The organism is Chryseobacterium pyrolae (genome assembly GCF_025153485.1).
GTDB classification, from domain to species: domain Bacteria; phylum Bacteroidota; class Bacteroidia; order Flavobacteriales; family Weeksellaceae; genus Chryseobacterium; species Chryseobacterium antibioticum.
In genome coordinates this window covers 211,822-226,909 of the sequence record NZ_JANZQH010000003.1, presented here as the reverse complement: position 1 = coordinate 226,909, position 15,088 = coordinate 211,822, and the positions used below count along the sequence as shown (strand labels likewise).

Genomic DNA, 15,088 nt, shown 5'->3' with positions numbered 1-15,088 from the left:
TTGTTTTTATCAATGATAAAGATGAAAACATTAAAACACCATATATTAGATTGATCTAACATTTTCATTAACAGGTATTTTGATCCCTTCTTTGGTCTGAATAATTTCACCTTCATTTTCAATCTTTTTTAATACTCTGCTTACTACTTCCCTGGAAGTACCCAAATTATTGGCGATTTCCCGGTGTGTAATCTTTAATGGATTGTTCCCTGTCACTGAAATCTGCTGTTTGATATAGTTCAGAACTCTTTTGTCAAGTCTGTGGAATACCGCATCATTCACCATATTCATGACGTCTGAGAAACGTTTGTCGTATTCATGATAAAATACCCTGTTGATCTCCGGAAAGCGAATCAGCCATTCATGGATAACGGATACGGGGATCAGGATGACCTCAGACTCTTCTTCGGCAACGGCATACACTCTGCTGGTACAGTCTGTAAAGATCGATGAGAAGGTCATCAGACAGCTGTCATTAGGTTTTATATAGTAATAGATAAGCTCCCTGCCGTCATTAAGGGTAAAAACTTTGATAGAGCCTTTGATCAGAAAAGGGACATACTTATTTTTCTGTCCTTCCCTGATGATCTCGGTTTTTGCCTTGATGTCAGTCATCACTGCGTTTGCATGCAGTTCATTTAAAAAATTTTCACCTAAAAACCCGAATTTATTAAGAATAAATTGATCATTAACCATATCTGCTTATCATTTTCAAACAAATATATAAAATGCGATATTCATATACCATAAAAATAACGTTCTTTAATTATCTCTATTAAAATTTAACAATTCATTAATTAATGAGGTCATTTTAAATAAAAGTAAAAAATTGCACTTAAAAATAGTTAAATAAAATAACCAATATCCGGAATAAAAAATGCCCCGGTAAAAACCGGGGCATTCTTATGTATTGTAAGAAAAATCTTATGCTTGTACGTTGTTTCCTCCTAATACGAAAGGCTCAACTTCTTTGATTTCTCCGAACTGCTGCTCGTAGTTAGCAATGTTCTGTTGAAGAGCAGATAATACTCTTTTAGCGTGAAGTGGAGCAAGAATGATTCTTGATCTTACTTTAGCTTGTTGAACACCCGGCATTAACTGGATGAAATCTACTACGAACTCAGATGGAGAGTGGTTTACCAATGCTAAATTAGCATAAACTCCAGCAGCTACCATTTCGTTCAATTCGATGTTGATGTTTCCGTCTTGTGGATTTTGATTGTTGTCCATTGTTATAAAATATGTTTTTAAAATTCGAAATTTGAGATTGTGAAAATATAAAAATAAATCCAAACCTCAAATTTCAAATCATTAATTTTAGTTAAGGTCTTCGAATTCTTTTCTAGAACCGACAATTACATTCTGGTATTCTTTAAGACCTGTACCTGCAGGGATTCTGTGTCCTACAATTACGTTTTCTTTAAGACCACTTAAGAAGTCTACTTTACCAGCTACTGCTGCTTCGTTTAGAACTTTAGTAGTTTCCTGGAATGATGCTGCAGACATGAATGATTTAGTTTGAAGAGCTGCTCTTGTAATACCCTGAAGTACAGGCGTTGCTGTAGCAGGTAAAGCTTCTCTTACTTCAACTAAAGCTTGATCTTCACGCTTCAATTTAGAGTTTTCGTCTCTTAATTCTCTTGCTGTAATCATCTGACCTGGCTTGAATTCTTTAGAATCACCAGCTTCAGTTACTACTTTAAGACCGAATACTCTGTTGTTTTCTTCCAGGAAGTCGAATTTATGTTCTAATGCACCTTCAAGGAACTGAGTATCACCTCCGTCTACGATAGATACTTTTGTCATCATCTGTCTTACGATGATTTCAAAGTGCTTATCGTCGATTTTCACCCCTTGCAGACGGTAAACTTCCTGAATTTCATTAACAAGATATTCCTGAACTGCAGTTGGACCTTTAATTCTTAAGATATCGTCCGGTGTAATAGAACCGTCAGAAAGTGGAGAACCTGCTCTTACGAAGTCATTCTCCTGAACAAGAATCTGGTTAGAAAGTTTCACCAGGTAAATTTTTCTTTCCCCTGTTTTAGCCTCAACAATAAGTTCACGGTTACCTCTTTTGATTTTTCCGTAAGAAACTACCCCATCGATTTCTGTAACAACCGCCGGGTTTGAAGGGTTTCTTGCTTCAAATAATTCGGTAACTCTTGGAAGACCTCCGGTGATATCCCCTGCTTTTGCAGATTTTCTTGGGATCTTGATCAAGACTTTACCAGCCTTAATTTTTTCACCATCGTTTACCATTAAGTGGGCTCCTACCGGTAAGTTGTAACCTTTCTGTTCAACTCCTTTAGAATCTACCACTTTTAAAGTAGGTACGGCTTTCTTATTTCTGGATTCAGAGATTACTTTCTCTTCAAATCCTGTTTGTTCATCTATTTCAAGCTGGAATGAAATACCCTGGATAATATCCTCGTATTCTACTTTACCAGCGGTTTCAGCAATAATTACCGCGTTGTACGGATCCCATTTTGCAATAAGATCACCTTTCTTCACTCTGTCACCAGATTTAACTACTAACTGAGAACCGTAAGGTACGTTAGCAATCATCAACGGAGTTCTAGATTCGTTATCTGCAACCAATCTAAATTCTGTTGTACGTGAAACTACTACTTCAGCGTTGTTACCGTTTTCGTCTTCAGAAGTAATTGTTCTTACTTCATCCAATTCTACGATACCATCTCTTCTTGCAGTGATTGAAGGGTTTTCTGAAACGTTTGTAGAAACACCACCCTGGTGGAAAGTTCTCAACGTAAGCTGAGTACCTGGTTCCCCAATTGACTGTGCTCCAATAACACCTACTGCTTCACCCATGTGGATCATCTTACCGGTTGCCAGGTTTCTACCATAACATTTAGCACAGATTCCTTTTTTAGTTTCACAAGTAAGTGGAGAACGAACTTCAACAAACTCTAATCCTGCCGCTTCGATTCTTTTCGCCAATACTTCATTGATCACCTGATCTGCTTCAGCGATTAACTCGTCTGATTCCGGATCGTAGATGTTATGAAGAGAAACTCTACCTAAGATTCTTTCAGAGATCTTTTCAACGATCTCATCATTTTTCTTAAGTGCAGTAACTTCAGTACCTCTTAGAGTACCACAGTCGTCCTCAGTAACGATAACGTCCTGAGCAACGTCTACCAGTCTTCTTGTAAGGTAACCAGCATCGGCTGTTTTAAGAGCGGTATCTGCAAGACCTTTACGGGCACCGTGAGTAGAGATAAAGTACTCAAGGATCGAAAGACCTTCTTTAAAGTTGGCAAGAATCGGGTTTTCGATAATTTCCGCACCGGTAGAACCAGCTTTTTGCGGTTTTGCCATCAGACCTCTCATCCCTGATAACTGACGGATCTGTTCTTTAGAACCCCTCGCACCAGAATCAAGCATCATATATACAGAGTTGAATCCACCTTGATCGGTTTTCATTCTACCCATAATCATTTCAGTTAATCCGGCGTTGGTGTTTGTCCAAACGTCGATTACCTGATTATAACGTTCTGTATCTGTAATCAGACCCATGTTATAGTTGGCTCTAATTTCGTCTACTGTTTCAATTGATGTAGCAATCATTTTTTTCTTCTCAACAGGAACTACAATGTCACCTAATGAGAATGAAAGACCTCCTTTGAATGCGTTTGAATATCCTAAGTCTTTCATTGCATCCAGGAACTTCACTGTTGTAGGGAAATCCGTATCTGCCAAGACTCTACCAATAATGTTTCTCAGTGATTTCTTCGTTAAAAGTTCATTAACGTATCCTGATTGTTTAGGAACAATTTGGTTGAATAAAATTCTACCTAAAGAAGTTTCGATCAATTTTGTTTTGATTTCACCATCTTCTTTAACCGGTAGTCTACATCTTACTTTAGCATTCAATGAAACTCTACCTTCAGCATAAGCGATTTCCGCTTCTTCAGGAGAATAGAATGCAAGGCCTTCACCTAAAACTTTCATATCTTCTGTAGAGCTCAATTCTTTGGTCATGAAATAAAGACCAAGAACCATGTCCTGAGAAGGTACGGTAATAGGAGAACCGTTTGCAGGGTTCAAGATGTTCTGAGAACCTAGCATCAATAACTGAGCTTCAAGGATCGCTTCAGGGCCTAACGGTAAGTGTACCGCCATCTGGTCACCATCGAAATCGGCGTTGAATGCTGTTGTTACCAACGGGTGAAGCTGAATAGCTTTACCTTCGATCATCTTCGGCTGGAATGCCTGGATACCCAGTCTGTGAAGGGTAGGTGCTCTGTTCAATAGAACAGGGTGACCTTTCATCACGTTTTCAAGGATATCATATACTACAGGCTCTTTTCTGTCGATGATTCTCTTTGCAGATTTCACAGTTTTTACAATACCTCTTTCAATCAGTTTTCTGATGATGAATGGTTTGTAAAGTTCTGCTGCCATATCTTTAGGAATACCACATTCGTGAAGCTGTAAGTTTGGACCTACAACAATTACGGAACGCGCAGAGTAGTCAACCCTTTTCCCTAGTAAGTTCTGACGGAAACGACCTTGTTTACCTTTCAATGAATCAGAAAGTGATTTCAATGGTCTGTTTGATTCAGATTTTACAGCAGAAGATTTTCTTGTATTATCGAATAATGAATCTACTGATTCCTGAAGCATACGCTTCTCGTTTCTCAAGATTACTTCCGGAGCTTTGATCTCCAATAGTCTTTTCAGACGGTTGTTTCTGATAATAACTCTTCTGTAAAGGTCATTTAAGTCAGAAGTAGCGAAACGTCCTCCATCCAATGGAACCAATGGTCTTAGTTCTGGTGGTATAACAGGAAGTACACGCATAATCATCCACTCTGGTCTGTTGATCATTCTTGTATTAGCACCTCTTAATGCTTCTACAACGTTCAATCTTTTAAGAGCTTCAGTTCTTCTTTGCTTAGAACCTTCGTTGTGAGCTTTGTGTCTTAAATCGAAAGACAATGCATCAAGGTTGATTCTTTTTAACAGATCTTCAACAGCTTCAGCACCCATTCTGGCGATGAATTTGTTGGGATCAGAATCATCAAGATACTGGTTTTCCGCAGGAAGAGTTTCCATGATGTCAAGGTACTCTTCTTCTGTTAAGAACTCCATGTTATCGAAATCAGAACCGTCTAATTTTTTAGCAATACCTTGCTGAATCACTACATATCTTTCGTAGTAGATGATCATGTCTAATTTCTTAGAAGGAATTCCTAAAAGGTAACCGATTTTGTTTGGTAAAGAACGGAAATACCAGATGTGAGCGATAGGCACAACAAGATTGATGTGTCCGATTCTCTCTCTTCTGACTTTTTTCTCTGTAACTTCTACTCCACAACGGTCACAAACGATCCCTTTGTAACGAATTCTCTTGTATTTACCACAAGCACATTCGTAATCCTTTACGGGACCAAAGATCTTTTCACAGAACAACCCGTCTCTTTCAGGTTTGTGCGTTCTGTAGTTAATAGTTTCCGGCTTAAGTACTTCCCCTCTCGACTCTTGAAGAATCGATTCCGGTGAAGCTAAACCGATGGTTATTTTATTAAATCTACTTGATTTATTTTTATTTGACATTTTTTAGATTTTAGATTTTGGATTATAAATTTTGGATTATAAATTCTGAATTGATTCAAAATTCAATATTCAAAATTTAAAATTATTCCTCAAGTCTTACATCAAGTCCAAGTCCTTGTAACTCGTGAAGTAATACATTGAATGATTCCGGAATACCTGGTTCAGGCATAGATTCACCTTTTGCAATGGCTTCATAAGTTTTTGCTCTACCAATCACGTCATCAGACTTCACTGTCAGGATCTCTCTCAAGATGTTAGAAGCTCCAAATGCTTCAAGAGCCCAAACCTCCATCTCTCCGAATCTCTGACCACCGAACTGAGCTTTACCTCCTAACGGCTGCTGAGTAATCAATGAGTAAGGACCAATAGAACGTGCGTGCATCTTGTCATCAACCATGTGACCTAGTTTCAGCATGTAGATAATACCTACCGTAGCTGGCTGCGTAAATCTTTCTCCGGTACCTCCATCATAAAGGTGAGTGTTACCGAATTTAGGAAGACCTGCTTTCTCTGTATACTCCGTGATCTGATCAAGAGTTGCTCCATCAAAGATTGGTGTAGCGAACGTCATTCCTAATTTTTGACCAGCCCATCCAAGAACTGTTTCATAAATCTGACCGATGTTCATACGAGAAGGTACCCCAAGTGGATTCAATACGATATCTACCGGTGTTCCGTCTTCAAGGAATGGCATATCTTCTTCACGAACGATTCTTGAAACGATACCTTTGTTACCGTGACGTCCTGCCATTTTATCCCCTACGTTCAACTTACGTTTCTTAGCGATATATACTTTAGCCAATTTCATGATACCAGCCGGAAGCTCATCTCCGATAGAAATAGCAAATTTCTCACGGTTTTTAACTCCCTGGATATCGTTGAACTTGATTTTATAATTGTGAATTAATTGTTTAACCAATTCATTCTTATCGTTATCTACCGTCCAATCTGCACCGCTTACGTTGACGTAATCTTCAACTGAAGTCAATAATTTATGAGTAAATTTCACACCTTTACCGATGATTTCCTCATCAAGGTCGTTGGTAACTCCCTGAGAAGTTTTCCCTCCTACCAGTGTGTTTAATTTTTCAATTAAAGTATTTCTCAACTCATCAAACTTAGCCTTGTAAGTGTTTTCAATTTCTTCAAGTTTAAGTTTTTCTTCAGTTCTCTTCTTTTTATCCTTAATATTTCTGGAGAACAATTTTTTGTTGATTACAACACCTCTTAATGAAGAGTCAGCTTTCAATGAAGCATCCTTTACATCACCGGCTTTGTCACCAAAGATTGCTCTAAGAAGTTTTTCTTCAGGAGTTGGGTCTGATTCACCTTTTGGAGTGATCTTACCGATCATAATGTCTCCAGGCTTCACTTCAGCACCAATTCTGATCATACCGTTCTCGTCAAGATCTTTAGTAGCTTCTTCAGAAACGTTAGGAATATCTGCTGTTAATTCTTCCATACCTAATTTGGTATCACGAACTTCCAGAGAGTACTCGTCTACGTGGATTGAAGTAAACCAGTCTTCACGTACAACTTTTTCGTTGATTACGATTGCATCCTCAAAGTTGTATCCTTTCCAAGGCATGAACGCTACTACTAAGTTTCTACCAAGAGCCAATTCTCCCTTTTCGGTAGCATAACCGTCGCAAAGCACCTGTCCTTTTTCCACTGTTTCACCTACTCTTACGTTTGGTCTAAGTGTAATTGTTGTACTCTGGTTGGTTTTTCTAAACTTAGTTAATTTATATGTTTTCGTAGCGGACTCGAATTGTACTAAATCTTCGTCATCGCTTCTTTCATATTTAATAGTAATCTGATCAGCATCTACATACTCAACAGTTCCTCTACCTTCAGCATTGATCAAGATTCTTGAATCTTTAGCAACCTGCTGTTCCAGACCTGTACCTACGATTGGAGCTTGTGGCTTCAATAGAGGAACTGCCTGACGCATCATGTTGGATCCCATCAATGCACGGTTCGCATCATCATGTTCCAGGAATGGAATCAATGAAGCTGAGATACCAGAGATCTGGTTTGGTGCAACGTCGATAAGGTTAACCTGAGAAGGTTCAACTACCGGGTAATCACCGTCCAGTCTTGCAATAATTCTGTCTGTTAAGAATTCTCCGCCATCCGTCAATTCAACGTTCGCCTGAGCAATTACTTTATCTTCTTCATCTTCTGCATTCAGATAAATAGGATCAGCATTCAGATTTACTGTACTGTTCTCTACTTTTCTGTATGGAGTTTCGATGAAACCTAGGCTATTGATTTTAGCATAGATCCCCAGAGATGAAATCAAACCGATGTTTGGTCCTTCCGGAGTTTCAATCGGGCAAATTCTTCCGTAGTGGGTATGGTGAACGTCACGAACCTCGAAACCTGCTCTTTCTCTTGATAAACCACCAGGCCCTAGTGCAGATAATCTTCTCTTGTGAGTGATCTCTGAAAGCGGGTTGGTCTGGTCCATGAACTGAGAAAGCTGGTTGGTACCGAAGAACGAGTTAATTACTGATGTTAATGTTTTAGCATTTACAAGGTCAAGCGGAGTAAATATTTCGTTATCTCTAACGTTCATCCTTTCCTTGATTGTTCTTGCAATTCTTGAAAGACCTACACCGAACTGTCCTGCCAATTGCTCTCCAACAGTCTTGATTCTTCTGTTAGAAAGGTGGTCAATATCATCTACCTCAGCTTTAGAGTTTACCAATTCGATCAAGTGTCTTACGATCGCAATGATATCTTCTTTTGTAAGAACCTCAGTGGTTGTAGGGATATTAAGACCTAACTTTTTGTTTAGTCTGTAACGTCCTACTTCACCAAGTGAATATCTTTGCTCGGAGAAGAATAATTTTTCAATGATTCCTCTTGCTGTTTCCTCATCGGGTGGATCTGCATTTCTTAACTGACGGTAGATATACTCTACTGCTTCTTTTTCAGAGTTCGTAGGGTCTTTTTGTAGTGTATTCTGGATGATAGAGAATTCGTTTGCATTTTCTTTGTGAATCAGGATAGATTTCACGCCAGCATCAAGAATAAGATCTAAGTGTTCTTTTTCAAGAATAGTTTCTCTGTCCAGGATGATTTCGTTTCTTTCGATAGAAACTACTTCACCTGTATCTTCGTCTACGAAATCTTCGAACCAAGTGTTCAAGACTCTCGCAGCCAATGTTCTTCCTTCTACTTTTTTAAGGGCAGCTTTAGAAACTTTCACTTCTTCAGCAAGGTCGAAGATCTGAAGGATATCCTTATCAGATTCATAACCGATAGCTCTTAACAGGGTAGTTAATGGTAACTTTTTCTTACGGTCGATATACGCGTACATTACGCTGTTGATATCTGTTGTAAATTCCATCCAAGATCCTTTGAAAGGGATAATTCTTGAATAGTACAGTTTAGTTCCGTTTGCGTGGTAAGTTTGTCCGAAAAATACACCAGGTGAACGGTGAAGCTGCGTAACGATAACTCTTTCAGCACCATTGATGATGAAAGATCCACTAGGCGTCATATAAGGAACCGGGCCTAAATACACATCCTGAACCACTGTTTGGAAATCTTCGTGCTCAGGGTCTGTACAATACAATTTAAGTCTTGCTTTAAGAGGGACTGAATAGGTCAATCCTCTTTCCACACACTCGTTAATTGAATAACGTGGAGAATCTACCAAATAATCAAGGAATTCCAATACAAACTGATTTCTAGAATCTGTGATTGGGAAGTTTTCCTGGAAGGTTCTGTATAAACCTTCGTCTGTTCTGTCTTCTGGAAGGGTATCAAGCTGGAAAAAATCTCTGAAAGACTCTAACTGGATGTCCAGGAAGTCAGGAGTGATAATTTTTCCTTTAGCTGATGAGAAGTTAATTCTCTGATTCCCCCTTGTAGTTGCTGTTGTTTTACTCATAAAACTTTTAAGAAAGGGTTAAAAAATATTTTGATTCATTAAAAAATATCAGGAAAGAAAAAGAAAAGAGAGAAAAGATAAAAGACTTCAAATGTTTGGCGCTATTAGAAATAATCTTTATTCTTTGTTCTATATTCTTAAAATCTAGCCTAACTGCAACGCTGGTATATCTTTTCACAGCGTAATGCAAAATATTCTTATTCTTTTGAGGCAGAATTACCTGTAGTATCTATACACAAGAAACCCCTTTCATTATTTTCCATGAAAGAGCTGATTTTCAATATTTTATAGATTTTCGTACAATGATTCGCGCCAAAAGAGGGACAAAGGTACAAAATTTTACGTACATAGACAAATAAAACCACTTCATTTTGAGATCGTTAAAACTTTTTAAACAAAAAAGGCCACCCCTAGGGATGGCCTCTCATTGGTAGAAATATGAAGAATTATTTTACAATGATCTTATAAGATTTCACCGTTGACTTCGTTTCTATTTTCACAATATAAACACCCGCCGGTAGTGAAGCTGTACTGATTTCAGTATTTCCAGAGAATTTATCTGACTTGATCAACTGCCCCTGAGCAGAGAACAAGGTATACACTCCTCCTTCTTCAGACTTAACATTAAGGTTTTCGCCTGATTTTACAGGATTTGGATATACTTTAACATCATTAGCCTTTTCAGTGATATCAGAATCAGCAATTCCTTTTGCATTAGCATTCTGACCGTTTTTCAACAGAGAAGCATATGGTGAAAGTGGAGAATTTGGCGCTCCTCTTTTCACAAGGTCTGTATCCACAACTGCCTGAATACCGTCTTTGTCAAGGTCAACAATTCTGGAGATAAATCCTGCTCCGAAATCATCCAGACTGTCTTTACCAATTGCATAAAGGTCAAAGTCAGATCCGTTAGAATTCAAGTCAACGAAATCTGGTTTATCATCACCATCTGTATTTTTAAGAGGGTATTTTAAGATTCCAGAATCCGGAGAGGTTTCTAAAATATCTGCGATACCATTAGTTCCCACTGCAATATTGCTGTCGATTATACCATTATGGTCAGTATCGATCTGGTTGATTACTGATGTTGGAATACCAGATTCAAATAAATCTAAAATACCATCATTATCAGAATCTAAATCAAGGTAACTTGGAATTCCGTCTCCCAATACCTGAACCGGCCCGTAAACCCCTTCTGTATCGTCATCTTCAAATTTACCATTCTGATCAAGGTCTTCTAAAGCATCTGAAATTCCGTCATTATCAGAATCAAGATCACAAGCATCTTTAATACCATCTCCATCTGTATCCAGTGAAGGCGATTTATCATTTACTGCTGTACATCCTTCTGCACAGTCAGGAATACCATTACCGTTTGTATCAATACTGTCATTACCGTTTGGACACTGGTCGAAACAGTTAGGAACACCATCATTATCATCATCTCTGCTTGCAAATGCATTGTAGATGTTATAATTCTGAGGAATACGAATTCCTGTTCCGCTGTAGAAAGTCACTTTAATACGGTTGAAAGGTTTTGTTGCCTTACCTCCTACATAAAATTTATTAGAATCTGTAGTGAAGAAGTTTCCACTGATCAAGCTTCCTGTACTTGTGAAAGTATCTGTCTGCGTATTATTATTGTAAAGTGTTACCGTGATATTTTCAAGAACACTTACTCCAATCAGGTTAGCTGCTTTTTCCAATGTGAATCCTGCATAAGTATTGGCAGGAAGCAATGTATTGCTGCTTACTGTAGCATATGCTGAGAAGATACTTAAAATTGAAGCTGCAGGAAGAGTCGCAGTGGCATAATTAGAAGTATTGGTATCTACAATCGCTGATGCGTTTGTCATTTTCGCAAGGATAAGACCAAGGAATCCAGGACCTGAAGTCCAGCTAGATCCTGTTACCAGATTACCGGCAATAGCAGAACCACTTGTCTGAATTTTATCATTACAGTCACAAGATGCAGGCTCTTCGAACGCATAGTACACTTTAAGAGACCCCAAATTCACCCCTAAAGTCTGCGTTACTTTCAAACGAACTTCGTTAAAAGGCTTAGAAGCCGTCAATGTCACTTTTTGTTTTCCTGAACCAAAACCTAAAACTTTGATATTAATCAGTCCACCTCCATCAGATAATGCTTTAGAGTCCTGAAGCTGTCCGTATAAATAAGTTTCTACAGTAATGTTTTTAAGGAATTCTGCACTTAAAAGTTTTCCTTCATCATCAGGAGAAATCACAAAACCAGTTTTGTTCCCCGCAGGATACACCTGGTTTTTATCTAATACTCCTACTGAATAAGATCCAAGAAGCCCCGCAGGCAATACAATAGATCCATAAGAGTTTTTGTCGCCATCTCCAATTCTTTCTTTATTCTGAACAAAAGAAAGTGGAGCAAGGAAACTGCTGCTTCCTGATACATTACCATCTACACCGCTTCCCGCAATAATATCATCACAGATACCATTCTGGTCAACAGGCACTTTGGCAGGATCGAACGCAAATGCATAATACACATTCATTGAACTGAATATAGACAGCACATTGGTTTGGTACAACCTTACCTCATTAAAATCTTTTGTTGTTTTTAAATGAAGGAAGATTCTGTTCTTGCTCCCACCGAATGCAGGAACAGATAACAATGTACCGCTGGTAGTTGTTTCCTGAAGAACTCCATTTTTATAGGTACTGATTCTTAGTGAACTTAACAAATCTACCGTAATGAAGCTTGTTCCAAGATCTACATTAAACCCGGTGATGTATCCAGCCGGATATGTAGTATTGGTATTCTTTACAGAAATACCGTTTCCACTCAAAAGGGACGCAAAATTCCCCATGCTTACACTGTTATCAAGGTTTGCATCCACTACAGGATTCATACTTCCGCTATAACATGCCAGACAGATTCCTGAATTGTTAACAGGCTTCGCTTCTACACCCATTCCTCGAATAGGCTCGTAACCCTTTTGGGCAGATATTGCGGCGGACATCATGAATATCATGAGTATTGCTGCAAATCTATCAAATAATTTTCTTGCCATTTTTTTTGTTTTTTTTTATTAAGTTTTGTGTTTAATTATATTTATAAATTCTGCCATACATAAGTGGCATTCCCACTTTGTCTGCAACCAACGAAATTACCGGATGTTACCCCCAGCACAGTGGTTACCTCATATATTATTGATCCTGCATTACCAGCATCACATGTAGGTCTTGTAGCAGTAGATTTGATTTGTACAGCTTTACTTACTTCCAAATCTGCATAGTTTGTGGAATTAGGATTTATATTGATACCCACATCCGTAAGGACCGTACCTACAGCTCCCTGCCCTGAAAACACTTGTGTAGTGTTGGCATAAGTTGATTGATTACCCAGTGAAGAGCCCCCAATTCCTATTGCAATTGAACCTGTTCCGCCCACACTGTTATTACTTCCGAAAGCAAAATTATTCAGCGTGACTACGTTATTGGCCCCAAAGGCAAAACCACCACCTGAAGCATCATTGGAATACCCTACTGCAACAGCTACAGAATTTCCTGTTTTATTAAATCCTCCGAAGGCGAAGTTATTAGAAGATGTCGCTGTATTTCCGGCACCAAAAGCTTTACCACCAGCCGTCACAACGTTTGCTGATCCAATAGCTATTCCCGGAAAGTTGGCTGCTGAAGCAGTCGCTGTATTTCCTCTTCCCAGTGCTATATTATTTGAAGTATTGTTGACTGTATTGGTAGTTCCCCATGAAAGGCTTGAAGCATTCTCACCACCGCCTGTCAGGCCACCTGCAACATCAAGAACTGCGTGAACTTTATTAGCCGTAATCATGACAAGATCAGCAGCTCCTTTAGGTCCCAGATAATTTTCGGAAACCGGCGCTGCTCCCAAAGCTTCTGCGGCTGTAGAAATTTCACCAACAGCATTTCCCTTCACCTGCCATTCTGTACCTGTTTGTTTTTGCCATTGTGCCCCATCAAAATAATAATATCCGGGAGTGGTTACATTGACTGTTTGGTTAGCTGGTGCAATATCCGCTAATGTCACATAGACCAGTGCACCAATTTGGGCTGCTCCATATGTCTTTTTATTCAACTCCGTTTCAGTCAGTCTAGGAGCTATGATTCCATCCATCTTAGTTGTGACTGAAGGAGATCCTACCACATCAAGGGTTGCCTGCCCCTGATTTGTATTAATTCCTACTTGCGCGCTTGCTCCAAAACATATGGACATAGCTGCGATCGTAAATAATCTGTTTTTCATTTTTAGTAATATTTGTCTTTTTTTTTGTGTGTTTTTTTAAGAAGTATAGAGAACCTTTCAGACTCTGAGAAAGAGTAGAAAATGATAATTTCTCGTTAAAGCGAATGGATAGGACGTATCTAAAGGATACGATTAAGATATTTTATCCGGAAATTCAATGATAAGATTAAAACCTCCAAGACTTTTAGAATCTTCCATGGGATATCTGCTAGATCTTTTATAGTCTTCAATTGTCACATCAGCATCTATTGGGTCAAAGGATTGATGCCTGGTATACAATTTATGTAATGTTATAAAAGAGCATATTTTATCTGGAGAAGCATACCCTACAGGTGAATGAATATGATTAAAATTACCTGTTGCAAAATGAGGGATATTTTTAAATCCAGATTCACTTGGGTTCCGTTCCCTACTAGTGCGTATTTTTGCAAAGATTTTATCACCGAAAGAGATGTTATAAGATTCAAAATCGAAGCTGACAGTACTATTTTCTACCGAATATTCCGCGTAGTCGCCAGTCATGTATTCATAACTGCTTATCATATCAGGACAGCAGTTTGAGACAGGCGATCCCTTCGCTGCTGAAGATGTAATGCTGAAACTTCCAATCTGCAATGCAGCCAGCATACTGATACAATACGCTACAGCAGAGCCGTAGAAGATAAAGTAACTTCTTTTCAAAATTATGTGTGTTTTTTTCTCGGTGCAAATATAGTTATTTTTCAAATAAAACAATATTTTAATATTAATTTTAATTATAAATAAACAATTCCATGAATAATAAATATTTAATTAAGTTAAATTTTATCAAATCATCAATAATAATAAAATATGAAACTATATACGTTTAACATATTTGAATACTATTGTGGAAAATTTTAATTTAAATCTGATAAAAACAAAAAAAAAGCCCGGACATTGCTGTCCGGGCTTTCTATTTTTATAGTAAATTGAATTATTTCAATTCTACTTCAGCACCAGCTTCTTCTAATTGCTTCTTAAGAGCTTCAGCTTCGTCTTTAGAGATTCCTTGCTTAATTGCAGCAGGAGCTCCGTCTACGATATCTTTAGCTTCTTTAAGACCAGCACCAGTTAAATCTTTTACCAATTTAACGATAGCTAATTTAGAAGCACCTGCAGACTTAAGAATTACATCGAATTCAGTCTTTTCTTCAGCAGCTTCTCCACCACCTGCAGCAACTACTACAGCAGCAGCAGCTGGCTCAATTCCGTACTCATCCTTAAGGATAGTAGCTAATTCGTTTACGTCTTTTACTGTAAGGTTTACTAGCGTTTCAGCTAAATTTTTTAAATCTGACATTGTTGTAATGTTTTTGTTG

At 38.2% G+C, this 15,088-nt stretch carries 8 protein-coding genes; all 8 read right to left on the bottom strand.

Features of this window, described 5'->3' with window-relative positions:
- Positions 1-45: 45 nt before the first annotated feature.
- Positions 46-696 carry a Crp/Fnr family transcriptional regulator gene (locus NZD88_RS07800; RefSeq protein ID WP_169232892.1) on the bottom strand — a complete coding sequence of 217 codons (651 nt, stop codon included), beginning with the start codon at positions 694-696 and terminating at the stop codon, positions 46-48.
- 228 nt (positions 697-924) lie between these two features.
- Positions 925-1,230: a DUF3467 domain-containing protein gene (locus NZD88_RS07795; RefSeq protein ID WP_034723398.1), complete on the bottom strand. Its 306-nt coding sequence runs from the start codon at positions 1,228-1,230 to the stop codon at positions 925-927.
- An 87-nt stretch (positions 1,231-1,317) separates the two neighbouring features.
- Positions 1,318-5,583: a DNA-directed RNA polymerase subunit beta' gene (gene rpoC / locus NZD88_RS07790; protein WP_259828538.1), complete on the bottom strand. Its 4,266-nt coding sequence runs from the start codon at positions 5,581-5,583 to the stop codon at positions 1,318-1,320.
- Between the two features lie 82 nt (positions 5,584-5,665).
- Complete coding sequence (gene rpoB / locus NZD88_RS07785) at positions 5,666-9,487, bottom strand: DNA-directed RNA polymerase subunit beta (RefSeq protein ID WP_259828537.1); 3,822 nt, start codon at positions 9,485-9,487, stop codon at positions 5,666-5,668.
- Positions 9,488-9,933: 446 nt separating this feature from the next.
- Positions 9,934-12,534 (bottom strand): T9SS type A sorting domain-containing protein, encoded by a 2,601-nt coding sequence (locus tag NZD88_RS07780; RefSeq protein WP_259828536.1) that lies wholly within the window; start codon positions 12,532-12,534, stop codon positions 9,934-9,936.
- Positions 12,535-12,575: 41 nt separating this feature from the next.
- Positions 12,576-13,748 carry a hypothetical protein gene (locus NZD88_RS07775; RefSeq protein ID WP_259828534.1) on the bottom strand — a complete coding sequence of 391 codons (1,173 nt, stop codon included), beginning with the start codon at positions 13,746-13,748 and terminating at the stop codon, positions 12,576-12,578.
- A gap of 132 nt (positions 13,749-13,880) precedes the next feature.
- Entirely contained in the window at positions 13,881-14,429 is a 549-nt protein-coding gene (locus tag NZD88_RS07770) for a hypothetical protein (protein ID WP_259828532.1), read from the bottom strand.
- Between the two features lie 274 nt (positions 14,430-14,703).
- A complete protein-coding gene (rplL, locus tag NZD88_RS07765) occupies positions 14,704-15,069 on the bottom strand; it encodes a 50S ribosomal protein L7/L12 (RefSeq protein WP_034749652.1) in 366 nt (121 codons plus the stop codon).
- Positions 15,070-15,088 lie beyond the last annotated feature (19 nt).